Source organism: Sabulibacter ruber (genome assembly GCF_017355955.1).
Taxonomy (GTDB): domain Bacteria; phylum Bacteroidota; class Bacteroidia; order Cytophagales; family Hymenobacteraceae; genus Nibribacter; species Nibribacter ruber_A.
On record NZ_JAFFID010000006.1, the window covers coordinates 1 to 26,377 of the forward strand.

General features: G+C 53.0%; 15 protein-coding genes. All 15 read right to left on the minus strand.

The features are described from left to right. Positions 1-200: 200 nt before the first annotated feature. On the minus strand, positions 201-701 hold the full coding sequence (locus tag JT719_RS21950; RefSeq protein ID WP_207435912.1) for a cupin domain-containing protein: 501 nt from the start codon (positions 699-701) through the stop codon (positions 201-203). Between the two features lie 202 nt (positions 702-903). Further along, positions 904-1,668 carry a 3-keto-disaccharide hydrolase gene (locus tag JT719_RS21955; RefSeq protein WP_207435913.1) on the minus strand — a complete coding sequence of 255 codons (765 nt, stop codon included), beginning with the start codon at positions 1,666-1,668 and terminating at the stop codon, positions 904-906. A 194-nt stretch (positions 1,669-1,862) separates the two neighbouring features. Beyond that, entirely contained in the window at positions 1,863-3,806 is a 1,944-nt protein-coding gene (locus tag JT719_RS21960; RefSeq protein WP_207436134.1) for a hypothetical protein, read from the minus strand. A gap of 52 nt (positions 3,807-3,858) precedes the next feature. After that, entirely contained in the window at positions 3,859-5,709 is a 1,851-nt protein-coding gene (locus JT719_RS21965) for a 3-keto-disaccharide hydrolase (RefSeq protein ID WP_207435914.1), read from the minus strand. A 303-nt stretch (positions 5,710-6,012) separates the two neighbouring features. Beyond that, complete coding sequence (locus tag JT719_RS21970) at positions 6,013-8,505, minus strand: glutaminase family protein (RefSeq protein ID WP_207435915.1); 2,493 nt, start codon at positions 8,503-8,505, stop codon at positions 6,013-6,015. A gap of 163 nt (positions 8,506-8,668) precedes the next feature. After that, the gene (locus tag JT719_RS21975; protein WP_207435916.1) at positions 8,669-9,577 is read right to left on the minus strand and encodes an ROK family protein; all 909 of its coding nucleotides are present in this window, start codon (positions 9,575-9,577) and stop codon (positions 8,669-8,671) included. A 63-nt stretch (positions 9,578-9,640) separates the two neighbouring features. Further along, the gene (locus tag JT719_RS21980) at positions 9,641-11,584 is read right to left on the minus strand and encodes a glycoside hydrolase family 97 protein (protein ID WP_207435917.1); all 1,944 of its coding nucleotides are present in this window, start codon (positions 11,582-11,584) and stop codon (positions 9,641-9,643) included. A gap of 211 nt (positions 11,585-11,795) precedes the next feature. Next, positions 11,796-13,988: a GH92 family glycosyl hydrolase gene (locus JT719_RS21985; protein WP_207435918.1), complete on the minus strand. Its 2,193-nt coding sequence runs from the start codon at positions 13,986-13,988 to the stop codon at positions 11,796-11,798. Between the two features lie 245 nt (positions 13,989-14,233). Beyond that, complete coding sequence (locus JT719_RS21990) at positions 14,234-15,649, minus strand: glycoside hydrolase family 125 protein (protein WP_207435919.1); 1,416 nt, start codon at positions 15,647-15,649, stop codon at positions 14,234-14,236. Positions 15,650-15,747: 98 nt separating this feature from the next. Beyond that, complete coding sequence (locus JT719_RS21995; RefSeq protein ID WP_207435920.1) at positions 15,748-16,908, minus strand: glycoside hydrolase family 76 protein; 1,161 nt, start codon at positions 16,906-16,908, stop codon at positions 15,748-15,750. Positions 16,909-16,987: 79 nt separating this feature from the next. Further along, entirely contained in the window at positions 16,988-18,127 is a 1,140-nt protein-coding gene (locus JT719_RS22000; RefSeq protein WP_207435921.1) for a SusE domain-containing protein, read from the minus strand. Between the two features lie 33 nt (positions 18,128-18,160). Beyond that, positions 18,161-19,807 carry a RagB/SusD family nutrient uptake outer membrane protein gene (locus JT719_RS22005; RefSeq protein WP_207435922.1) on the minus strand — a complete coding sequence of 549 codons (1,647 nt, stop codon included), beginning with the start codon at positions 19,805-19,807 and terminating at the stop codon, positions 18,161-18,163. Between the two features lie 12 nt (positions 19,808-19,819). Further along, positions 19,820-23,164, minus strand: coding sequence for a SusC/RagA family TonB-linked outer membrane protein (locus tag JT719_RS22010; RefSeq protein WP_341350791.1), 3,345 nt, complete (start codon positions 23,162-23,164; stop codon positions 19,820-19,822). A 109-nt stretch (positions 23,165-23,273) separates the two neighbouring features. Beyond that, positions 23,274-24,338 (minus strand): FecR family protein, encoded by a 1,065-nt coding sequence (locus JT719_RS22015; protein WP_207435923.1) that lies wholly within the window; start codon positions 24,336-24,338, stop codon positions 23,274-23,276. Between the two features lie 244 nt (positions 24,339-24,582). Next, positions 24,583-25,281 carry an RNA polymerase sigma factor gene (locus tag JT719_RS22020; RefSeq protein WP_207435924.1) on the minus strand — a complete coding sequence of 233 codons (699 nt, stop codon included), beginning with the start codon at positions 25,279-25,281 and terminating at the stop codon, positions 24,583-24,585. Positions 25,282-26,377: the final 1,096 nt, after the last annotated feature.

Sequence of the window (26,377 nt, forward strand, 5' to 3'; positions counted from 1 at the left end):
CACGTGATGAAGCCCCACATGAAGAACAGCAGCGTCACCACCATCAGCGGGCCCGTGTAGCTCTTGCCCGCGGGGGCCACCGCCTCCGCCGCAGCCGAGGCCGTGCGGGCGCTGTTTGAGATTCCTGCCATGAAATTGTCTGGATTTTTGGTGAAGGGGAATGTTATTGTTGTTAACCTAAAGCGTAGTCCTGTTAGGGGTTACCGCCCGTAATCATCTTGCACCCTTACAATATCCTCCTCGTCTGAAGGCAAATGTAAATCTGTGTGCTGCCATATCTCCGATAGAACGCCCCAGCCGCTTAAGCCCACCAAGCGATGGCGTTCTCCCTGTTTTAAGGTGATCAGGCTACCGGGCTCCAGTACTTTTACTTCCCCTTCCTCATCGGTGTCACTTACTACCACGCCAACCGTTCCCTCCACCACTTTCCAGATCTCCGCCCGCCGGTGATGGTACTGCCACGACAGCCTTTTCTGGGGTGCTACCACCAATATCTTAGGGCTGAGCTTGCCTGCTATCTTCAGATCATCAATGTCTATGCCGTCAAAATAGACATTGGCAAATTGCTGGGCCTGGTCTTCCTGTATCACAAAGAAACCGCCCCAGGGCCTGGTCATGTCTTTGTTCGCAATCTGAAAGCCTTGCTGCTGTAACTTCTGTTCAATCTGATCAAAAAGGGTTTCCTTCTCTGTAGTAACCATTGTGCGGGTTTTTATTTAGGTGAAAGCTTTGTTTTGTTCTCTTCTACTTCCCCATCGCGGGGGAAACCGAAGCTGATGCGCTGTTTTAGGCCTCTATTTTATGAGCAGGCCTAAAACAAAACACGCAGTGTTTGTCTAAGCGGGCTGTTGATCCAGTACCGGCAAGTTCCTAAGGAACCATGGGTACCGTTGACAGCTTCCTTTATAATTCCCTGATCCATATGTTGCGGTATGCGACAGGGTTGCCATGGTCCTGTAAACTGATAGGGGCTCTGCCGTGCGCCTTATACTGCGGCAGCCCGATGTATTCGGTAGGACCTTTGATCTCCACATTGTTCTGTACCACCACGCCGTTGTGCAGCACCGTGACCCTCGCTGGTGAAAAGAGGGAGCCGTCTTCTTTGAAGCGAGGAGCGGTGTAGATGATGTCATAGACATTCCACTCGGTAGGTTTGCCCATGGCGTTCACCACCGGGCGGTGCTGTTTATAGATACTACCCGCCTGCCCGTTGGAGTAGGTGCGGTTCTGGTACGAATCCAGAATCTGCACCTCGTATCTGTCCTGCAGGAAAATGCCGCTGTTGCCGCGCCCCTGGCTGCTGCCTTTTACCTCATCTGGCGCGCTCCATTCCAGGTGCAGCTGAAAATCCCCGAACTCTTTTCTGGTCGTGATGTCCCCTTTACCCACGGTAAAGGTGCCGTTTTTGATGGCCCATTTCGCCTCGGCGCCGTCTGCTTTCGCCTTCCACTCAGCCAAATCCTTACCGTTGAACAGCACAACAGCGTCTGAGGGAGCGGCATTTTGCAAGCCAGGGGTCACTACCCGGGGCTCCGGTTCCCAGAATTCGGTCATCTCTGGGGTCATTTTAGGCGGCTTGGGCACCTCTTGGGCAAAGGCGTTTTCCTGGTTTAGGGACCCGGCAGCTACAACTGCCAACGCCCAGGTAAATGTCTGTTTTCTGTTCATGAGGATTCGTTCGTTTTAATCGGCAGAGCACTCAGCCGACGGGGTTTTATGACAACCGGCGTTTTGTACTTCTGGCTTACAGGAGGGTGCTTTCTGTCTGAGGCTGTCTTGAAGCCCCTAAACAGAAAGCACACCGTGCCTTCATCAGGCTGGAATGTCAATCAGAGGCAAATCGGAAAGCTCCCTGCAGCGCTTTATTTCAGCGTATTGATCCAGGCAGCAATTTTAAGGGCTTCGCTTTTGGGAACCTGCGGCATAGGCGGCATAGGTGTATATCCTGGCCAGTTCTCTGGTTTAGGGTTATGGATAAGTCCTACTATCTGCTGATTCGTATACTTGCGTTTGGCAACGTCTCTGAAGGCGGGCCCTACCAGCTTCTTATCGGTGTTGTGGCAAGCCAAACACGTATTCCTGGTTAACAGGGGCTTTACCTCATTGAATGTAAGCACCACATTGGCAGCTGGCTTGGCCTTCGCAGGGGCTTTGGCAGGTACGTGGCTCGCAGCAACGGTTTTAGCCGCCGGAGTTTTCACTTTTGCCTTTGCCCTACCCGGCTTTGGTGCCGCCGCAGCGTTTCTGGTGCCCGTCTCGTTCAAAGAAAGCTTTGTGCCGGCCGGAATATTGTTGAGTGTGTAGTAGGCATCCGGATGCACCAGGGTATAGGCGTTTTCTTTCGCCCGCACCCCTTCCAGCTGAAGATGGTGGATGTATCCTTCCCGCAGATCACCCACCACCAGCCGTACGTTCATGCCGTCTTCTGAGACTTTCACGCCCTTTACCGGCAGCTTCTTTCTGTTGACGATGGGGCTACCGTACACCGGATGGTATTTGTAGCTGAAACTCTCCACTGCATAGGAGGCCAGGTCTTCCGCTGATTTTTTATCTATCGGGGTGGTAAAGGCTACTTCAAACCCATCGGGCATGGCTTTAACGGTGGTCATCTCAAAGGGAACCCGGTTGTTCCAGACCAAGCGCTGCAACCCCTCACTTGCCTCGCCGGCGGCTCCCCACCCCCGGGCGGTTTCCCCTACGAAGAGTGATTTATCATGTGCCCAGGCCATGCGCAACACCCCTGACTGGAAGCCGCTCCTGAAATCGAAGGCCACGCCCTGGTACTCGCCGTTTACCTTCTCCAGCACTACGCGCATGATCTTGCTCTGCCCCTGGTCCCCCACCAGATACTGACCCTCAAACGGCCCGAAGTGGCCGTCCGGTATTTCCAGGATCTCAGTGTTAGAGATCCCTAATATTCCGTGCGGAAGCCAGACGGCGGGTAATTGCAGCCCTGGAAGCTTCTTTTGCACATCATGTAAGGTAACTACCGGCTCATCCTGGATATTCTCCGGTTTGACATATTCCCCTTTTTCGTTTTTCTTGTCCCGGGGGTCAACGATGGCGTACACTTGTGACTGGTTGACCTTAACCGGTGAATTAGGTTGGCCTGCCCATTTCAACCCGGCGGGGTGCCCGGCAAAAGCTCCTTTTTTCAGGTGCCACAGACCACCTGACCCTACCCAGTCTCCCTGGTTTTCGGCATAGAACATTTCCCCGTCTACCATGCCCAGGCCAGCCGGGGAGCGCATGCCGGCGGCCCAGGGCTCCATCTTTCCGTCTTCGGTGAGGTGTAGCGTCCAGCCGCGCCAAGGCACGATACTTCTACCTTCCCACCAGGGCTCGGTGAACCCAATGTTGGTCGTAACAAAGAAAGATCCATCCGGGGCTATCTTGGGCCCGAAGCTGTACTCATGGTAATTGCCGGAAATCGGCCACGCATAGATGGTCTCATATAGATCTGCTTTGCCATCATTGTTGGTATCCACCAATTTGGTGAGTTCGCCGCGTTGGGCGCAGTAAAGGGCGCCGTCTTTGTAGGCCAGTCCCAGCACTTCGTGCAGGCCGGAGGCAAATCTTATAAAGTGTGGCTTGGCACTGGTGGGGTTCTCTACCACAAAGACGTCTCCCCGCCTGGTTGAGATGCCCAGGCTGCCGTTAGGCAATACCGCCAGGCCCCCTACTTCCAGCAGCGTACCTTCGGGGGAGGGAACCCGCATGATCTTAAAGAAGTCTTCCTCCTTGGGTGACTCCTGCGCGACAGACACTTCACCCAAGCCTACTAACAAGACCCCGGCTAAAAGCATGTGCTGCAACAATTTTTTTCCTGCTTTATTCATCAGTTGATTGCTTTAGAAATCAAAAAAGAAGGGTGTACACCAGTTTTGAGCGCACGGGCACGATAAGTTCCTGACGGCCGTTTACCGTTCTGATGATAGGTTTAGCCCCGGCCAGGTCATCCAGGCGCACATAATAGGCTTTGTCATCTACCAGGTACATGCCTTTGCCCGCGTCTTCGATTTTTTCCCCATCTATTACACGGGCGTACAATCCGGAGGCAGGACCTTGAATATTCAGTTCCCGCTGCAGCCCTCTTCCGCTCTCAATGATCCGGAAGGCATCCTGCACGGAGGCCCCATGCACCCTATACCGGAAAGAGGGCTCCGCACTCTGGTTCAGGCTGTATCCCTTGGGGGTGAAATTGCTGCCAGTGGTATCGGTTGCCCAGGCGGCTTGTTCTGTAGCTAAGGTGGCCAGGGTAAGGGTAGGTTTGCCGAACTGTTTAACTGAACCTAAAGCTTTGGAAGACCCATCGCCCCGTTCATGCCACATGGGGGTCGCGTCCAGGAAATCACCGCGCCACAGCTGCACCAAGGCACCATGGTCTAAGTCATAGGTGTAATGCAATTGATCTGGGCTACCCACTGATACCGCGTGGGTCACCCGGTACTGGCCGGGCAGGTCCATGAAGCTCCGCAAAACAGGCCGTTCCTGGGCAGACACGATGATAGGATCCGCTTCCACATCGGGCACCAGTTCTTTCTCGCTTATCAGAAACTCCCGTACCCCAGGTCCGCTAACCCGAAGCGCCAAAACCGGTTTCTCCCAGTCCATGTATTTGGAATACAATACCTCGAAAGGGAATTCACCCGCCGGCAGGGTTACGGTTCCTTTTCCCTCCCAGGATCTGAAAGGCACTGCGTCCTGGTTGTTTACCCTGATTGCCCCTGAGCCGCCACGGGCGAAGAGGTTGAACGTATACTCGCCTGGCTCTTTTACCTCTAAGGTGCCGTTATACCTGATCAGGTATTGTTTGGTACCGGTTTCCAGGTTGGAAGTAAGGATATTGGAGGTTCCCTGTGGGCCTTCTGCCTCGGGCGGGATGCTATCATACAAGGGTTGCCGCTCATACCTTCCCTGGTAAATTCTGTACGTAAGGTTTCTAAGCTCCGGTTGGGCTTTGCGGTAGTGGGTCACTTTCATATTCCGGAAGGCCACGGCCCCGTGGTCGCCCTGTAACCGGACAGGCCCGGTGGGTTTTTCATCGTTGCTGATGCTTCCCCTGGTGGGGCCGAACAACTCCACGTTCTCCTGAATTGTGACACCGTTCAACTCGATTCGCAGCATTCTGGCATTCGCGGTCTTTTTACCGCTGGCATCAAACTGCGGGGCCTGAAAAGAGATTTTCAGGTGCTGCCAGAGACCAGGGGCCCGGCCTGCGTTCTGGCGGGGGGCATACCCCTGGTAGCCTCTCTGACCTTCCGGCCGGTTTTCATCCCAGCGTTCATAAATGCCCCCGAGGCTATTGGCTGAACGGGCGGTGGAGCCCCAGCTATCCAGCAGCTGTACCTCGTACCGGCCCTGCAGATAGATACCCGAGTTGGAGCCCTTGGCCATCATGAAATCCAGTTCCAGGTCTACATTGCCGTGCTCAAAAGCAGTGAGCAGGTCCTGGCCCTTGTTCTTCTTGGTAGGCATGTTCACGAGTACCCCGGTTCCTTTACTCAGGATCAATTTATTTTCCTCAGCCAGATCAGCGGACACCTCGCCCACTACCTGCCAGGTTTTGCCGGGGTTCTGGAAAGAAGAAAGGTCCTGCAGGGGAACAGCAGTGGTTTGCCCATGGGCCAGGGCAGGAACAGCCAGGCAGGCTATTGCCGCAACAGTTCGCGCTTTCCTTGTAAAGAGGAGTTTGGATAGGTTTAACATTAGCCAATGATTGTTTTATAAGGTGATGGTACTTCAGGTAATGCTGCGGTTAGCTGTTCTAATATTCGCTTCCCCAATGCAGGGCGTGCTGCTTATTTGCCGGTTGCGTTTTAATTGCTTTGTGTTTTGGGCCTGTTTTTTGAAAAACAGGCCCCACTCATTTTACAACCCATCCCACACCTTCCCCGCATAGCTTTTCATTGCCGCATATTTCAAGTAGGAACCGAGGAACCCCAGATGCGATTCAACTGCTTTCCTAGAAGCAGGAAAAGGGAGGATGTGCATAGGAATACTTGCTAGTCGCTACCTTTTGCCTGCTTTTGGTGCCTGCTTCCCGCTTAGCTTTTCCGCCAGCAGTTTCATGAAGTAACCACCCACGACGGAGCGTGCCTGGAAACCCGTTTTTTTGCCGTCCGTGGTTTCATGCCAGTCGCTGAGGGGAACTCTGGATGAGGTTTCGTTGGCGTATTTCCAGACGGGTGATATGATGGCTTTGAAATCAGCGGGGTTGTCTGCCAGGGTGGCCGTCCAGATAATCCAGTCAGACTTGGTGTAGGTCTTGCGGCTGTCCAGCGGGAGGCCGTAGGTACCCTGTTTCCTGAGGTAATAGCCCACTTCCTTTTCGCGCACATATTTAGGAAAAATGTTTATATCCAGAATTGTATCCCAGGCCAGGTTGTACTTCTGGCTCCAGGTGCCTGGCTTCCCAAACGCCAGGGTGTAGTGGTCACCGTCCTGGGCCAGCTTCATCCAGTTCTGCGCCATCTCCTGGGCCACGTCTTTGTATTGCCTGGCCACATCCGGTTTGCCCAGCATGTCCGCCAGCATGCCGTAGGAAGCCAAGGCCTCAATGGCTTTGACCGACAGGTTCGCGTTACGGGCCAGGTGCCCGGCGAAGTCGTCGGTAGACAACTGGTTCTCGGGGTCAAAGCCGCTTTTCCTGAGGAATTCGGCCCAGGTGGTCAAGGTAGGCCAGTGCTTTTCGGCATACCCGGCGTTTCCCTCGGCCTTGGCAATGGCCGCAGCCAGGATAAGCATGTTGCCGGCTTCCTCCACGGGCATGTCCTCGCCATAGGTCTGGCCGTTGGCAAACGGGTAGTTCCCCAAATCATGAGCGGGGTAGGGTTTCTTCCATTTCCCGCTTTCACTGTAGTAGAAGATGCCGTTCAGCATGCCTTTCAACAGCTCCGGGTTGTAGAGCAGAAACAAGGGTGCCGAAGGGTACGTTACGTCCACCGTCCCGATGAACCCACCGCTGTAATTCTCTTTGGACAGGAACAACGTTTCACCGGTGGGGCTTTTCACCAGCGTGTGGGCGGCGATGGCTTGCCGATAGGCCAACTCACATAAATCAGCGTATTCTTTCCCGCCAGATCTCTCGGCTGCCTGGTACATCTGCCTGTCAAATGCCTGGCACTGCTGCATGATTCTGCTGTAATCCGTAGAGGCTTGCGCCAGCTGCTTCTCCATGGTGGCCGGGGCGTTGTTTTTCCACCAAGGCTTCAGGTTCTGCCCGAAGAACTGCACGGAGTATCCTTCATCATACCCCAGCAGGAAGACCTGTTCTTTGGCGCTGGCCCCCACTTTGCCGAAGGGCAGAATGGTGCTCAGTACCAGGTTTCTGCTTTGTTGGGTGTTTTCGGGATTGCCCACGGGGGCCGAAAGGAACGGCGTCAGTTCTTTGCCTACCGGCGAAATGTATTGAATGGCTTTGGCGGCAGTGGGCACGGCTACATAGAAATATCCCCAGTCTATGCGCTCTTTCTCCCCCTTCTCCCGGAACATGGGTTGTTCTTTGGTGCCGGTTTTAAGGATTGACAGCTTCTCGGCGGTGTATTCCTGGCTCATGACTTCCTGCTCTGGCGTGTTCACGGCCAGGTCTGACGAGGCTCCCAAATACACCTGCACCTCATGGCTGGCTTTGTCATTTGATTCTGCTTTCACGCTCACGTAGGTCACCGGCCGGGCCAGCACCTCCAGGTTGTTGAGCAGGAGCGGCGAGGTGAAGGTGGCGGTCACGTCCACTTTGCCGCAGGTGAACCGGTAGATGGTTTGGGTGGCGTTGAGTTCCACGCTCTTCTGCACGGCGGGGACAACCTTGGCGTAGGCGTTGGAGGCTTCCTCCCGCACCAGGCCGGCATCCAGCAAGCGCCCGCCTGCGGTATTGGCGACGTGGATGGCCAACACGTTCCCCTCCTTTTTCAGCTTTCCGGCGATGGCGGCCGGAATGGGAATGTACTGGTACTGGTGGGCCCAGCCGGCCAGGCGGTAGACTTCCTCGCCGTTCAGGTACACTTCCACGTCATCGTCGTGGCGCAGCTTCAGGTACAGGTTCCCGGTACCTGCGCCGTCCAGGGAGAAGGTTCTCCGCACCCACAGGTTGCTGCTCTCCCAGAGGGTTTTGGCGCGTGCTTTGTCATCCCCGAACGGGGCGGGCCCGCTTTTCCAGGAGGAAGCGCTGAACTGCGGGTTCATCCAACCGGCACCGGGCTCGGTTTCGGTATAGGTGAACGAATACGGGGTCTCATCCGCGGCGGCGGCCACCGTCCGGTACACCTTGGGTTCCTTACCCAGGAACCGATACGCCTGCCCGTCCACCTTCACCAGGCCAAGCAGGGAAGCGTTTTGGCCGGACCAGTGGGTAGTGGGCGACTGCGCTAACCCATCCCCGAAGGACCAGACACTGAAATAGGTATTATGGGTGATCAACGGATACGCGGGGGCCCTGAGGCTTTGCGCGGTGAGCAGCACCTGGGGGAACCATACCAGAAACAAAAACAAACAGATTCGTTTCATAAAAAGCAGAGATGATGTTATGGGGTTGTCAGTAGGCCTGTTCGCTTGGTGTGGTCACCTGGGCCTCATGTCCGATCTATAAAGGGGAGTATCGCTACCTGCCCTGTGTGGGTGACGAAAAAGGTGCCCGGAAAACTTCAGCCGGGACCCTGAGGGTTTTGCCTTATTCCGCCTGGCCTCTCAGGGCTTCCTCCTTCTCCAGCAGGCTTTCCTGCCAGGAACTGGCGGCCCCGATGAGCGCCGACGCCTCGCCTAACGCAGCCACCCTGATAGGAATAGGCAAGGCTGCTTTCTGCAGGTGCCGCTCCAACTCTCCAGAGAAAAGGGGGAACGCTTTGGAGATGTTCCCGCCCATCACCAGCACGTCTGCAGCGGTAGGCTGCACCGCCGCCTCAATAAACTGCCCCAGGTTTCGCCCGAACTCATCAAACACCTGTCGGGCCGCGCCATCCCTTGGGGCGGCGTCAGCGAGCTCCTTCACGCCTTTAACCCGGCGGCCCGTTAGTTCCTGGTAGCGGCCTACAAACCAGCGGGTAGACAGATACTCTTCCGCGATACCGTCTTTGAAAGGCGCATGCCACAGATCCGCGTCCTGTACCTGGCCGTGGCGGCACCAGGCAGAGCCTAGCCCGGTCCCCAACGTAAGCCCCAGCACCTGCCCCTCGCCCCGGGCGGCCCCGCAGAATACCTCGCCTAGCAGAAAGCAGGCGGCATCATTCAGGAACCTGATAGCGGCGGCTGGCATGGAAAGTTCTTCTGCCAGTAATTCCTTCACGTTCAGGTTGTAGAGAATGTCGTACTTGTTCTGGTCTTTGATAAGAGAGATTCCGTTGGCGTAGTCGAAGGGTCCGGGCATGGCTATACCGATCTTACCGGCCTGTGCCCCGCTGAACCCTTGGGTTTGCCGTATCACCTCGCACCAGTCTGTGATAATCTCAGTGACGGTGCCCTGGGTATCTATCTCTTTCCGCAGGTAGCTCCCGGAAACCAGGGTGCTCGTTTCAATATCCACTAGGCCGGCAGAGATATGCGTGCCTCCTACATCGATTCCCACTACAGTTGAATGATCCATAAATGATAAGCTTGTTACTTGTTTAAGCGATAGGCTCAGGTTCAGCCCCTTCACCACGCATTTTTATTTTTTACTTATAAGGGCTACCCAACCTCCGCCTTTGGCTAAGCTTGCTGTGATGGTGGCGTTTTTGGTAACCGTTGTTTTCTCGGTCTTGAAATCCTCGGCATTGCGGTCAGCGTTTATCCCATCTTTCCAGACCTGCATGGTGTAGTCGCCATCCCCCAGAAAAGACAGGTTGAAGAGCAACTCCCGGGGGGACCAATCCGTCATGCCGCCTATGTACCAATCGCCGTTTTTCGCTTTTCTGGCCAGCAGCACGTAATCCCCTACCTGGGCCTGCAAAGGGATGGTCTGCTCCCACTCGGTGGGCACCTTGCTAAGGAATTCCATAGCCTCGGGTTCTCGGTCATAATGGGTAGGGTTATCGGCGAGCATCTGGAGGGGGCTTTCATACACCACGTACATGGCCAGCTGGTGCACCCTGGTGCCCATGCTCATGGGCTTGGACCAGACGGGTTTCCACATGTTTTTCTGGGCGTTCAGCATGGCCCCCGGCGTATAATCCATGGGCCCGGCGGCCATTCTTATAAACGGGATGGTGACATTATGCTCTGGGTTGACCAGGCCGCTCCCTTTGTTTTGCTCCAGGCCCAGTACCCCTTCATAGGTGATCACGTTGGGGTAGGTGCGGTAAAGCCCGGTAGGCTTGTAGGCACCATGGAAGTCAACGAGCATCTTCCTTCTGGCGGCCGCCTCGGATACCCGGGCGTAGTACCTGACCATTTCCTGGTCGTCGCGCTGCATAAAATCCACCTTTATCCCTTTGATGCCCCACTTGGCGAATTGGTCTAGGGTGGGCTCCAGCTTATCCCCGTCCAGCGCCAGCCAGTTGGCCCACAGCACCAGGTCCACCTTCTTCTGTCGGGCGTAGGAAGACAGCTCCTCTATGTTAATGCCGGGCATCTGCTTGCGTAAGTCCCGGGTGTCACTCCAGCCTTCATCCAGTATCACGTACTCCAGCCCGAAGTTAGAGGCGAAGTCGATGTAGTACCGGTAGGTAGCATCGTTGACGCCCGCTCTGAAGTCGACCCCGGTGATGTTGTTGTCGTTCCACCAGTCCCACTGTACCTTTCCCGGCTTGACCCAGCTGAAGTCTCCTGTGGAGGGGCTGGCAAGCTGGTACACTAACTGGTTCACCAGCAGCTCCGCGTCCTCCCGGGCCACCATGATGATTCTCCAGGGAAAGGGCTGCGGGTTGCCCACGGTGGCAATGTAGTTCTCCCGTTCCACCACCCGCATGTTCCTGTCCCCGTCCAGCCGGGTCGTCTTAGGGTAGCGGGGAAAGACACCTTTCACGCCGCCTGATCCGTTTCCCCGCAACCACATACCCGCATAGTTGAGCAGGTCCGCCTCCGTCACCAGTACCCGCATGTTCTGAACGCTGAAAAGGGCAGGTAAGCTGGCGAGGTCCTGGGCACCGATACTATCTGGTGCCATCTGGCGGTAGGCGCGTTCATTGTGGGAGAAAAATTCCTCCTCGAGCGGGTACCAGGCCCTTTCCGCCTGGTTCAGGTTAAAGGAGGCTACTTCGTTCGTGATTTCAACGGGGCCTTTCCTGGTTGTGACCCATCGCCAGGCTACGCCGTTGTTATACGCCCGCCATTCCAGTGCCAGGCCGTGGGCAAAAGACAGGCGCAGTTCGTTGTAATTATCCTGAATGTCTTTCCCCTTTTGCCAAACCACCGGGTGCAGCACCTGCCGGACCGCCCGCCCGCTGGTTCTGGTTACTTTCCAGTTCTTGCCCTTCCCGAACCCGGTCTCCAGATGTAGGGCCGATGGGTGGACGAGCTGTTTGCCGTCGGCGGTGACGGTATAGTAAAGGCTGTCTGACAGGGTCAGCTGGACCCCTGTTCTTTTATCCGGCGAAAGAAGGCTGTACTGCTGTGCGTGCACCGCTGCGGCTGCCCACACAAAAAGAACCATGAAAACGCTTTGCCTTACCATACCAGATTGGTTTTTTCCATTCGGTTGAATCTTTTATAACCGTTTCAAGCCTGTTGTATCGGGAACATCTCCAAACGCTTTTGGGGCACTTCGTTCGTTTTTTCCTTATGAAGCTGTTTCAGACCGAAGGGATCCCCAGGCCATTGTTGGAGGGTTATCCCTGTCCTTCCAGGAGAGGTCCCACAAAGTAGGAGGGTCGGCGGGAGCTGCCTCAGTTGCCCGTCACCACCCGTAACTCACCCCCGTTTCTGAACAGGTCATGGGATACGAAATACCCTTTCTGTGCCTGGCCATCCACCAGAATGGATTTCAGGGCCCTGTCTTTTCCTGTTTTCCGAATCAGCACCTGTTTGCCGTTGGGCATGGTCCAGCGTACTTCCTCAAAAATAGGCACGGTGACCAGGTATTGGTCATCAGCAGGGGAAAAGGGGTAAACCCCCATTGCATTGAAGACATACCAGGAAGACATCTCCCCGGAGTCATCCATGCCAGACAAGGCCAGGCCGTCCTCCCCGATGCCGTACAGCTCCTCCAGTATGCGGTCAATCATGTGCTGGGATTTCTCAGGCTTGTTGATAAAGTAGTAGGAGAACGGGGCCTCGTGGTCAGGCTGATTTCCGTGGCAGTATTGCCCGATCATGCTTTCCACGTTCCGGGCAATGTAATTGGGGTTCCAGGGCAACGTAAACAGGGAGTCTAACTTGGCCTCGAACGGTTTGGCTCCGCCATACAGGGAAATGAGCCCGGGCATGTCGTGCAGGGCGAAAAACGACACCTGCCAGGCATTGGCCTCGCGGTACATGTACTCGTAATACGGGTACTGCGGGTTGAAATTCTGGATCCAGTCCCCGTTGGCCAGGCGGCCCCGCATGAACCTGGTCTTTGGGTCGAACACGTTCCGGTAGTTCTGCGACCGCTTCATCAGCACCCGGTAGTTGGCTGTGTCCCCCAGCGCCTTGGCCAGTTGGGCGAGGGAATAGTCGTCATAGGCATACTCCAGCGTCTTGGACACCCCGGCTTTGCCCTTGGTTTCTACGTGCGGGTTGGCCACGTCGGGGTCAGAGATGTAGCCTTTCCGGATATACTCTGTGATGTGAGGCCGAGCGCCACCTTCTATATTGGCGTTGCGCAATAACAGTTGGTAGGTGGCTTTCACGTCAAAGCCGTCTAACCCGCGGGCATAGGATCCGGCGATAAAAGGGGCGGCGTGGTCACCGTGGAAAAAGGTGGGAATGAAACCGGTTCTCTCCCCCACGTCCTTGAGTGACTTTATCACATCTACCGTTACCTCAGGAGAAACAATGCCCAGTAAAATGAGGTTGTTTCGGTACGTGTCCCAGAGGGAAGGTTCCGTGTAGTACCTGAAATCGGCTTTCGCTTTATTGCCTTTGGCATCCGTATATTCTCCATTGGTGTCGCTGCGCAAGGCAGGCCAGAGAAAAGACCGGTACAAGGACGTGTAGAATAGTTCTCTCTGTTTATCGGTGCCCCCTTTCACCTGTATTTTTGAGAGCAGGTTCTCCCAGGTGGTATCGGCTTCTTTTCTTATCGCTTGGAACGTCTTGTCCCCTATCTCGCTTTCAAGATTCTGCTTCGCGTTTTCCACGCTCACAAACGAAAGGCCTATTCTCATGTCAACCACCGACTTTCCCCCATCTTTCAGGTGTAGAATAGCCAGGCCCTTCTTGGTGTCCTCACCTCTCTTCTCCAGGCTGCTCAGCTCTGTGCTGAGGGTGGCGTAGAAGAATATCTTTTCCCCTACATCCTGGTGCCCCTGCACGGCATTCTTGCCTACCTGCTGAATGCTCCACTTCCTGACGGGGTTGTTGGCTTTGCCCAGGTCAAACACAATGCTGCGCTCTTTGCTGGACGGATAGGTGTACTGGTGAAATCCGGCTCTGAGGGTGGAGGTAAGGTCTACCTGCACCCGGTAGTCTTGCAGCAGCACTCCGTAATAGCCAGGGGAGGCACTTTCCTGGGCGTGGCTGTAGCGGGAGTAAAACGCCTCCCTGCCCTGGGTAGGCCCCGTGACAGGCAGAACGGGGATGTTGCAAAGGTTCCAATGGCCTTTGTTGGTATGGGTAAAGGAATAGATAAGCGTGTCTTCGTATTCATACCCCGCCCCTGAGCCATATTCGGTCATAGGGCTTAGCTGCACCATGGCATTGGGGAGGGAACTGCCCGGATACACCAGCCCCGCCCACACCCGCCAGTCTTTGGGGGGGGTGTAGCCGATGATTTTGGGATCTAACAAAGGGGCCGTACCGATGAAGGTGTTCACGTACCGGGTATAGGTAGGGCTTTCGTTTGCCTTAGTAACCGTTCCCGTTTGTTTAATCGTTTTAGCACAGGAAAAAGCCAACAATAGGGTCAGCAGGGAAAGGACATATCGTAGAGTAGTCATTCAATTACTTCATTTTCAAGGTGCGGGGCTGATGCTGTTGCCCCAAGCCCCCCTTGGTTTAAACTCAAACACCTCCATTCAAAAGACTCGTATCCCCGGCAGGGATAGGAAGGGCATGGGAAGGTTTCTCCTCCGGCTCCCTGCCCGCCAGATTGAATCCCGGATCCAGGGTGGCAGAGAGCCGTCTCTTTTGCAGATAACCGGAGGGAGGAGAAAACAACCGCCAGGTTCCGGCAGGTATTCCCCTATGCTAGAAGCCAAGGGTTTTCCTGGTAGGTCTTCCAGAGTAACTCGCCAAAAAGGGTATTGGCCCAGGCAAACCAAGAGCGGGTGAATTTGGTGGGGTCATTCTTGTGGAAAGTCTCATGCATGAACCCGGTTCCGCCGTGCGTACTCTTCAACATCATGATACACGTTTTGATTTCATCGGTACTAGTGCTGGTAAGGGCCCTCATGATGATGGCCATGGGCCATATCATGTCTTTGCCCACATGAGGCCCTCCCACTCCCTCTCCGGCAGTTCCTTTGTAGTAAAAAGGGTTATTCTCGGACAGGATAAATTTGCGGGTATTCTGGTAGATGGGGTCTGAGGTTTCCATGGCCCCTAAGTAGGGGAGGGAAAGGAGGCTTGGGACGTTGGCGTCATCCATCAGGTAATGGCTGCCAAACCCATCTACCTCAAACGCATAGAGCTTGCCATGCTTGGGATGGTCTATGACGGCATGGGCCTGAAGGGCCGCCTCCACTTCTGCGGCCAAAGCGAGCATAGCCGCGGAGGTGTTCTGGTCTTTGGCAATCTTTCCCATCATCTCAGCGCCCTGCCTTAAACTGGTCACGGCGAAAAAGTTGGACGGTACCAGAAAGGAGTAGACGGTGGCATCATCACTGGGCCTGAAGGAGGAGCATATCAGACCTACCGGGTTGACAGGGTTACCGTACCCGGACATTGACAGCGTGTCGGTCGCAAAGGGGGTGGTGCGCTGAAATTTATAGGGCCCAGGGTCCTGCTTGCGTTGCTGTTCCCTGAAGGTTGCCAACGTCAGCCGCACGGCCTGCTGCCACTCATTCCCGAATGGAGAAGTATCGTTTGTGGTTTTCCAGTACTGATAGGCCAATCTGATGGGGTAGCACAGGGAATCAATCTCCCATTTGCGCTCATGTACCCCAGGCTTCATGTCCGTGTGGTCGGATTTCCATTCCCCTACTTTATTGTCATCGCCGTAAAAGGCATTGGCATAGGGGTCTTTCAAAACACAGCGGGTTTGCCGGTTGATTACCCCGGCGATCAGTTGCTTCAGCTTTTCATCTTTGGGCGCGAACGGCAGATAAGGCCACACCTGGGCTGAGCTGTCCCGCAGCCACATGGCATCAATGTCCCCGGTGATGACATAGGTGTCCGGTTTGCCGTCCACGATCCTATGCGTTACCGTTGTGTCAAGGGTGCTGGGGAAGCAGTTCTGAAACATCCAGCTCAGTTCCTTGTCCTTTACCTTTCTGGAAAACTCCGCAATGGCGTTTTCCACGGATTTGCTTTGGAAGTTACGCTTTGCCGCCGGCATCCGTACTACCGGGTAGTCTGCTGAGGCAAACACCAGTGGAGGGTTTAAAAGGATTCCGGCACCTAACAGGGCTGAACTGTTGATAAAGGTTCTTCTGTTCATGTTGTTTGAAAACTTAAGTAAATTCGTGAGGGGGAGGGAAGTACCGAAAGAGCCCAGGCCGTGCCCTTTTGGTACTTGTGGCACTGCTGGCTTCCGGTTTAATCCAACAGGTTCAATTCATCTAATCTTGCCAGTGCCTCCACCAGCATTACACCGGATAACTGGGTAGAGAAATCAGTGGATTCCCCAGGCATATTCTTCCAATCAGGGCTTATCATGAGCGAGGGTCTACGGATACCTTTGGAGTAGAGGGTCTCCCCGTTGTACTTCAGGAAATTGATGTATTTCGCTTTGTCTGCCTGCGGCACGTTAGGCTGTTCGATCAGATTGGCCAGGTATCTCACTAAAATCCCCTTGAAAAGGCCGCCGTCCCCTTGGTTCTCGCTTTTGAGGATACCGCCGGGGGAAAGCTCGGTACTGTTGATGGCAGTATTGGCCGTGCGTACCGCATCTGCCAGGTATGCCTGTTCACCGGTAGCTTTGTGCAGTTCCTGGCCGGCCCCGATAAAGACCCCTTGGTTATAGGTAAAGATCCAGCTCTTATCGATCTCCCCGTTACCGGTTCTGTTGATGCCATCCCAAACAAGGCCGGTTGCGGGATCTACCAAGGTGGCTTTAAGCCAGGTGTACAGGTTTTTAGCCAGGTCCAGATCCTCCTGCTTCTTCTGCAGGGCATATAGCCTGGCGGCAAGTATGATAGCAGGAGCATTGGCAGGGGTGTTTTTGTAGTCCAACTGTGTCTTCTTCCAGGCGATCCCTCCCCCTTGGTTATCGTTCAAGCCAGTTTTGATGTCTTGCCACAACAGCAACGTGGCGTCCAGGAATGCCTGGTCCTGGGTAGCCTCATACGCCCGAAGGCTTGAGAGGGCCAACCATTCCATATCATCGTAGAACTCATTCGGCAAACTCCCGTTGTTCTTGTCTTTGATGCCGTTTAGCAGAAACTTCATCCGTTGCACATACATCGGATCTTCCGTCCGCCTGTAGGCATCTACCATAATATCCAAAGCATGGGCATTCCACCAGTAATTGAAAGCCGTGTTACCGGTGTTGTTCTGAACGAAATACTTTCCATCAGCGGAAAGGAAGGTACTGTTCGTTTTGTCCTGCAAAGAGTCTGCAGTTGCGGCCCAGTTATACACCGCCACAGTAGAAGGGCGGTCATACAGCGGAAACGGATCATCTTCACAAGCGCTAAGTGACGCCAGCAAGGCTACAAGATTGAAATATAGAAAGCCTCTTAAAACCAACTTTTTCATAACATGAAATTTTAAAAGTGATGTTTTCCCGGCTTCGGTCCTTCTTTGAAGGGTGACCGAGGCCGGGAAAAGCCCTGAACTATTTCACCGTGACAGAATGCGTATATGGGCCTGATGTTCCGCTAAAATCAACTTTGATATCGGCGTTCTTGCGGTCAGCGTTTTCATTGAACTTGAATGCGAAGTCATAGCGCGAGTTGTCTACCGGAACCATATACCAATAGGAGGGTTGGGTACTGCTACCAGGCCGGCTGTTGTCTCTGTTCTGGCTGCCATACCATTCCATGGCTTCTGCCCCACCCTCATCCAGCACCGTAAACCTGAATTTATACCGCTCATCTCTACCCCAGCTTTCCTGGAAGAACTCCACCGGGGCGTTCTTGATTTCCCAGGTACCTTTGCCCGTGTAAGGCAGTTCATACCAGATCTTGTTTTCTGCAGAGAACCATAAACCTACTGACTTGATCTCGGTGAATTCAGCGGTGGCGTTATTCAGGTTTAACCGTATCCGGTATATTTTCTGGTCACCCGTCACCGTGGTGGTGCCACCCTCCACCATTTTGCCGTCCTGGATGGAGAAAGAGAGAGGATTGCCCGAGTTGCCAGCCGTAAACCGGTAAGTACCGGCTTTCAGAGCGGTGTAAATCTCAAATTCACCGGCCTTGGTTAGTTTGAAGGGAATGGCATCGCCCAGGGTCTCCCCTGCCTCTGTGGCCGAACCGGTCAGGTAAAGGGCGGAAGGGATCTCCGAAAAACCAGCGGGCCGCTCCAACTCCAACGTGTGCGAGACAGAAGGTTTTTTGACATTGATACCTTTGGAAGAAAAAACCGTCCATTTGATCTTCCCTATTTCCTGCGAGGCAATCCCTGCCATTTTCGCGATCTGATTCAAAGTGCCATAGGTCATGGTAAGGGAGTTACCCATCCCATTGTTATCTGACTTGACACTATAGACTGGATCGGAAAAGTCGCCGGATTCCCTGTCGAAAACCACCTCGTAGAAAACCAGCCCATTGTCTTCCGCCATGGCAGGGGCCCACTCGAAAACGGTGCTCCCGGAGGCCGGCTCCAGTTTGATGAACTTATTGTTCTCCGGTGAGAACAGGTTTGTTACCTCACTCACCTGTGTGTGATCGAGTTCTTTGTCATCGTCGCAGCTCGCTAAAAAGAACAAGGCGGCTACCCAGGTGCATAAGCGAAGGATATGTAAATTTTTCATATGTGAATTGCTAGAAGATTGATGTGAAAAGGATTACCAGTTAGGGTTTTGGGATAAGTTTGGGTTAAGGGCTCTTTCGTTCCGGGGAATGGGCCAGAGGTAATGCCTGCTTGGATCAAAGGATCTCTGATTCACCCTGATGTAGCCGTTGTCAACGGAGGGTGAGCCGTACCGGGCGCCGTGGGCCCAGCCATTCAGTACTTGCTCGGCTATTCTCCATCTCCGGATATCGAAGATGCGCGTGTTTTCAAAAGCCAGTTCAATACGGCGTTCATTCCTGATGATGCCTCTCAGCCCGTCCTGGCCAACAGCAGGATAACCCAAGGCTCCCGGGTCCGTAAAGCCGGCGCGGGAACGGATGGCTCCTATGGTCTGGCTCCAAACATTCTCGTTCATCTGGCCCAGTTCATTCTTGGCTTCCGCATACATCAATAAAACATCAGCGTAGCGGATCAGGATCAGGTTCAGGCCTGATAAAAAGTTGGGTCCCGAAGAGCGATCGTAGTATTTCCTGAAATAGTACCCGGTAGGGGAGCTAACTCCTCCAGGTCTATATTCATCCACATCCAGGCCTTTCGCATCGCCATTGGCATCTCTTGGGGCACTTCCAGGTCTGGTATAGATAGTGACCACAGAGCCATCAAGCTTGGTCCAGGTAGAATTGTGGTAAGCAATGGTGGCATCCAGCCGGGGATCACGCTTCGAATAAGGGTTCGTTTCATCATATCCGGATCCGGATTCACCGATCATTTTACCGTTCTCCGTGAGATAGCTGTCCACCAGTTCCTGGGTAGGGGCAAGATTGTTCAGTCGGGCACCCGCAATAATCGGGGCCATATCAAAGTAATGGTTATACGCCCTGTGTTGGGGTACATACTGTAGGTCTAGGATCACCTCGTTGTTGTTCTCGTTGGCTGGTAGAAACAACCCCTGGTAAGACGGGAAGAGGCTGTAGGTACCGTTGGCATTGCTCATGAGGGACTCACAGGCAGTCACTACCTCCTGCCACCGCCCTTCATACAGCAAGGCCCGGGCTCTCAGGGCTATGGCCGCGCCTTTGGTGATTCTCCCTCTGTCTGCGGCGGCATAGGCGGTGTTTATCGGTAAAACGCCCTCCACTTGTGTTAATTCGTTCAGCACAAACTCAAGCACCTGCGCTCGCGGCGTCCTTTGGACGGTTCTTACTTCCTCCACGGTAGGATCACGTTCAATAAGGGGGACATCCCCATACCAGGTCAGCAGTTGGAAATAGTGGAAGGCTCTAATAAAGCGGGCCTCTGCCTTCATTCTTTCTTTCAGCGTGGGGTCCATGCCCTCCACCCTATCCACGTTTTCCAGAAAAATATGGCAGGTTTTGATGCCGGAGTAATGGTAACCCCACTCATCTATTATCCTGGACAGCGATGGATCATAGGTACCGGCAGCCAGAGAGGCCACCCCGTTCTGGTCCCCTCTTCCATTATAGGCATTGTCAGACATGCCTTCATTATAGAAGTAGTAGTCACTACGGTACATCTGTGAATAGGCAGTATTGAGGACACTCATCGCCTTTTCCGTGGTGGTCCAGTAATTTGCTTCTGTAAACCGGCTCTCTGGATATACCTCCAAATCGTTACACGCGCTCAACGAGACCGTTAACGCCCCTAGTAAGTAAATGGCAAACTGTGAAAATCTATTCATGTTTTTAGTAGTTTAGAAAGTAACATCAAGCCCAAAGCCATAGTACACTGGGGTAGGGTACGCCCTTCCGCTGTTTGCCCCACTGTTTCTTAGGTTACTGTCAAATTCTGTGATCTCCGGATCCAGGAAGTCCAACTTGGAAAGAGTGAACAGGTTCTGGCCGGATAGATAGGCTCTCATCGACTTAAGGCCTATCTTACCAATCAGGGAAGGGGGCAGTGTGTACCCAATCTGCAGGTTCTTCAACCTCACGTAAGACGCATCATAGAGATACATGTCAGAACCTCTTCTGAAGTTGTTTTCCACCGACTGGCTGCCAGCTGCCGCCAGCCTTGGGTACCTGGCGTCGGGGTTCTGGGGAGTCCAGAAATCCAATTGATGCTGGTACATCACCTGGGAGTAATTAAAGTGGAATGGCTCCACCAGTTCTCCCCTCAGGAAAGTACTTCTCTTGCCTACTCCCTGGAAGAAGATATTCAGGTCAAAGCCTTTCACTCTCAGATTATAGGTAGCTCCGAAGGTATAGCGCGGGAAAGGGTTGCCCAGCACGAACAAGTCATTGTTATCGATGACATTATCGCCGTTTGCATCTACATACCGGTTGTCTCCTGGGGAAAGGTTCAACCCGGCTGGTTTAGGCCCTCTTTCGATTTCCTCCAGGTTTTGGAAATAGCCATCCCGCAGGAAGCCTACATATGAGTTATAGGGCAAACCGTCTCTACGGATTCTGAGCATTTCGTCTGCACCAGCCAACACTTCCCCTCCCTCAATAAAGAGCACCTTATTTTTAGAGTCCCCCAGGTTGAACGAGAAGGAATGGTCGAAAACAGAGTGCGAGAAGCGGTAATTCAGGTTAATCTCCCAGCCTTGGTTCTTGAATCTTCCAGCGTTATAATCTTGCAACGTGGCCCCATAAAGCGCCGGAATAATCGGCGGGACCAACATATCAGTGGTCGTCTTGTCAAAGTAGTCAAGCGATACCGTTAACGCGTTATTCAGGAACCCCGCGTCTACCCCTATGTTGAAGGTCGCCCCTTTCTCCCATCTGATATCTGGGTTGGCAAAAGTGAACCCTGTGCCCCCAACCCCGACATTATTGAAGCCATAGGCATTCTGAAAGGTAAAATAAGTACTTAGGTATTGGTAGTCACCTACCGCCTGGTTGCCAAGGATACCATAGGATCCTCTTACTTTCAGGTCCCCTACCTTTTCCCTGTACCCTTTGAAAAAGCTCTCCTCACTGATGCGGTAGCCCGCTGAGATGGACGGGAAGAAGCCCCACCGGTTATTGCTTCTGAATTTAGAAGAGCCATCAAACCTGAAGTTGAATTCACCGAAATACTTATCCCTGAAAGAATAGGATGCTCTACCAAAAAGAGAGTTCAAGCTCCTTTCTACTAATGTTTGATGTGAATTATAAGAACCGGTACCGATAACGGTTTCTGTGACTGGGGTACCTAACTCAGGGTCAGTGTTGGTTCTGAACAAGCCAATACCCCGGCTGGTTTCAGACTCATTTGAAACACCCACCAACACATTCGTGATATGGTCTTGATTGAAAGTCTTGTTAAACTCTGCTATCAACTGGGTATTCAAAGCGATATGCCTGCTGGTTTCATCATTGGTGTTACGGTTTGCCCCATACGTACCCCCAGGGAAATAATCTACCTGCATGGTTCGGGCAAACTGATTGTTTGTGGTAACACTCCCCCCAAAGACCCCTCTTATCTTAAGGAAATCCGTGACTGCGAATTCAGCATTGATATTCCCCAAAATGTTATCATTGTCATACTTACGGAAGCCGCCTTTCTCCAGGACCCCCAGCGGGTTATACTCCGAGAGGACATCGTTCGTCAAATACCGCCCTTGCTCATCCTTCAGCTGATAGTAAGTAGGTACTCTGCCCGCATCCACAATCAGAAACTGGGTTGAATTGGAGTGGTCCTTGATTTGGCTGCGCGTATAGGCAAGGATACTGGTTAATTTTAATTTACCGTACTCGTTAGAAACGTTCAGTCGGTAGTTATACCGGGTATGTCCGTAGTTGGGGCCCACTAAATTGCTTCTTTGATCGGCTATACCGGCAGACACCAGATAGGTGGAGTTCTCGCCACCTCCAGAAATGGAGACATTATGCGATTGCTGCACGGCATTCTGAAGGATAGTATTCAGGAACCATTCGTTGTCGCCTTGCTCCTGGAATCTCCTTATCTCCTCAGGCCCATAGATAGGGGGTAAACCAGCGTTTACCGCGGCTTGGCTTCTGAGAAGGGCATTCTCATACCCCTTTACCGGCTTATACAATACCCGGGGCTCCTGTATACCAACCAGGGCATTGTACGTCACACTGGGCCGAGTATTCTTCTTGCCTTTCTTGGTAGTAACCAATATAACCCCATTGGCAGCCCTGGAACCGTAGATGGCCGCACTACCGGCATCTTTCAGGACTGAGACGCTTTCGATATCCAGTGGATTCAACAGGTTTATGTCGCCACCTATGATTCCGTCAATTACTATAAGCGGCCCATTCCCATTTATGGTACTGATGCCTCTGATGTTCATGTTGGGGGCTTGCCCCGGTTCGTAACTCCTTTGCTGAATGATAAGGTTTGGAGAGGCACCCTGTAAGGCTTGGGTCACGTTCATCGCCGGCTTGCCTTCGATAGCCGCTGACGTTACCTGGTCCACTGCGCCTACCACACTGATCCGCCGTTGGGTACCGTACCCTACCACCACCACTTCCTCCAGGGCCTGGTCATCCTCCTGTAAAGTAATGTTGATGGTAGCCCTGTTGTTGATAGGTGCTTCCTGTGTCTTGAAGCCGATGTAGGAAAATACCAGCACCCCGTTTTCCTGCCCAGCCGGTACATTCATGGAGTACCTCCCATTTACATCCGTGGAAACCCCGATGCCAGCTACTCCCTTCAATACGACGGATACGCCCGGCAACCCCTCGCCTTTGGCATCCTTTACTTCACCGGTAACAGTGATATCTGCCCTGGCCTGGTCTCTTTTTGGCTGGGACGACGGAGGGGCAGGGGCTTGTGGAACAATGGGGAGGACAACATACGTGTTCTTGTCCACCTTTTCTGCCTTGAGGTTATACGGTTTCAGCACCCGTTCTATGTCCTGGCTCACATTGCCGCTGATGGGCTTCAGCAAACCTGCTTCCGCCCTCATTCTGGAAAACAACTCACTGTCATAATTGAAATTGACCTTATAGTAGTCTCCCAGCTCCTTTAGTACTTTAGACAGCGAAACTGTTTTTTGCTCTCTAATTCCAACTCCGCTCAGGGCTGGCCTACGGACGGATGCCATCGGTTGGGCAGATACCTGCAAGCCCATGAGTAGCAGCACAGGTATAAGCAATTTCGGTTTGCTAAAAGGTTTTACCATATTAAACTGAGTGGATTATAGTTAGTAAAGGTTGTACCATACTTCTAGTGATTTTTCTTTGTCAGGGGGATTATCTGAATTCCAGCCGATGACCTTCTTTTATAACCTTCAGATCGAACAGCTTCTCCAGCGCGATGAAAAGTACCTCAACTTTGTCATGTGGGACAGAACCGGTATACCGCCTGTCCATGACGTCTTTTTTGGAAAAGGTCACTTCAAATCCGTAGACCTCTTCCAAGACCCGGGCAACCTCTGTTAAAGGGGCGTCTGCGAACATGAGTTTATTGTGCTGAAACGCCTCATAGATCTCCGGATGCGCCGGCGTCTCTTTGATGATCAGTGCCTGGGAATCAATTTGTCCGTTCCAGGTCGCCAACTCACCGGGCTTCAGGGTTTCTTGCTTAATCGTTTTAGCAAAGAGGCCGAACAACATATCATCAGTGACCGAGAAATTTACCTTCCCCTCTTTTAACACTACCCTGCTGACCTGTGGCCGTTGCGTGGCCGTAAATTGTGTACCCAATACTTCGATACAGGCATTATCTTGTAGCCTTACTTTGAATTTCTGGTCATTCTCCTGATGGCTCACCTTGAAGAAGGCCTCCCCTTCTAGACTCACCACCCTTGCGGATTCTGAACTCCAGGGCTTTTCAAAGCTCAAGGTGGAATTCGAGTTCAGGACAACCTCTGAGCCATCCGGTAAGACAACCCTTTTCACCTGGCCGTGCAGGGTGGCATATCGGACAGTCTCGCTCTTCTCCCTTACCCCGAAGTAATAGAGGGCAACACTAACCATCACCAAACCCACAAGGCATGCGGCTAATCTTGAGGCCTCTTTCCAGACCGGATTGGTCCTTACGGCACGAATCTCCGTCGCAGGGCTTTCCGTGACAGAGACCCTGTGTTGGATTTTACCCCATACCTCTGCTTTCTCTGCAGGGAGCCATGTTCTCCGGTTCCGGGAACCCATGGCCCGCACCACGGCTTTGGCCTGCTCTATCTGTTCCGCCTTCTCCGGATGGGCTTCTATGAAAGCCTCCCAGTAAGGTGAATCATTCTCATCCAGACCTAAAGCCCAACTACAAAAGCGTGGATCTAATACAAAATCGTGTAAAGTCCGGTAGTATTCTTCCATCTAAGAGTTTTGGGTATGTCCTTCAAAAGTGAGAAAGGAGCATTCCAGGCAAAGTGACCCATGGAAACAGATTTATTTTTACTATTTTTTTAGAATCCCCTCCGTCCTACCTCCCTTTTTTAGCGAAAAGCCTCAAAACACGGAACCCCGTTGTCATTGTGGCAAGCCTTTCGCTTTGGAGCAATGGCGTTCGCCTCATGGGGGGATGGGCCGAAGCAGGTGCTCATGGGGACCACTTGCTGGCCTACGACAGAAAAAATTCAGCTCCGCCTATGAAAAGAACAGGAAGCACTGTGCCAAACTGCAGCTCTTGCTCGCGGAATTTCAAACGCTGGCTATTGCCCTGGAAGACGAAGGTTGGGCTGGTGGTGGCAGCGGTAGCAGAAGAACTGCGAAAGCTATCCTGAAGAATGTCGATCGCCCTATACATGAGTTTGTATACTGCCCTGGGCGTGATCTCCAGCAAGGTGGCGATCTCCGCAAATTCCATGTTCTGATAGAACCGGAGGTAAACAGCTTCCCTTTGCCGCTCTGACAACTGTTCTACTGCCCGCTCTAGCAGGGCATGGATATGCTTTTCGTCTTCGGCCTCTATCAGCCTATCATCGGATGGGGTCTCCACTTTCACCCACCCTTCGGTTTCCCTGTACACAGAAATCTTTGCTGCTTCTTTAACCTTGAGGGCTATCTCCCTCCGCAATGCCCTGAAAAGGTAAAACTTTATGGACGTGGTGGCGCTTAACACATGCCGCCTATTCCAGATCGTTACAAAAAGATCCTGCAGGCAATCCTTCACTAACTCTTTATCAGGGTGCAACCGACAACCGTAATTGTACAGGATATCAGAAAAGACCGCAAAAATCTGTGAAAAGGCTTCCTCGTCCCCTGCCCTGAATCTATCCCATACCTCAACCTCTTCCCCTAACAATTGCGATTTTCCCATCAGTTGAACGTTTTGTCCGTAATTATATGGAAAATTTAAAAAAAATTAAACGTTTTGTTTATTTTCTTTGATCAGCTGCTCGATTCATTCTGCCCCCTTGAGGACAGTATGGCGCATGCCCCGCAGTCAAAGGTTTGGCTTGGCAAGCGTGGATCTGCTTCATGCCTCAAGCCGCGAATAAGTCCATGAGACAACCCTTCCCCAGGGACAAAGCCCCATTCTCCTGAAAGAGTCCGCTTTGCCTGACCTACCCCTATGCACGGGGTTGATTTTCAGGTTCTCAGGCGAAGCGTTGAAGGTCTGCAAATCTTATCTGTTACGGGATACTTCCCCTACATGTGGTTGAAACGCCACCGTCCAAGCAGCTTTACCTCATCACCACTAAGCAACATTCCCAAAGGGACAGGTATCGGTTAATGTTATAATGTATAAACATAATAACATTAAGGGGCTTTATTGCTATTTTCTTATTTTATTTACCTATTGCCTATAATAATACAACAAGGCCTGAATGAATGGGGAGTAAACCAACGGTAACCAGTAAAGGCCCCAACAGGGCTTCCGGCCCGTAGCAAGGAAAAACCATTGGGAGCATCGGGATCAGATAGCCTGTAAACAGGCCTGCCATGATCTCCGACGGAACCTCCCCGGGGCGAAGGAACAGAATAGCCCTACCGCTTCTCCCCGCCATCTTTTACTCTGTATGGAAAATTTCCCCTTATGCACACGTGCACCAGGGCGGCATTCGCCAAACGGGCAGAAGCACAGGCCCAATCGGAGCATTACCTCCGCACGGTTTACCCAGGCACCGGGAGTTCACAGGCCAGGCTGAGGCGTGTACACCTATACCCCGGAAAGTCAACAAAAACGGTGATTTTGGGACCTTCTTTTGGCCTGGGCAGACCCTCCTATGGAACCTTGGGGTGGGTGATGTCCAGGGGTGAGGTAACTGCCTGATCAAACCTCGGAAACCCAAAAAACACAGACAAATAAAAATAGGCCCCGCGACGAGGTATAGGATCAAAGAGTCCCCGGTTTGAACACCCGGTCCTTAGCCGCCGGGCCACAGATCGGAATAGTACTAACTTTCACCTAC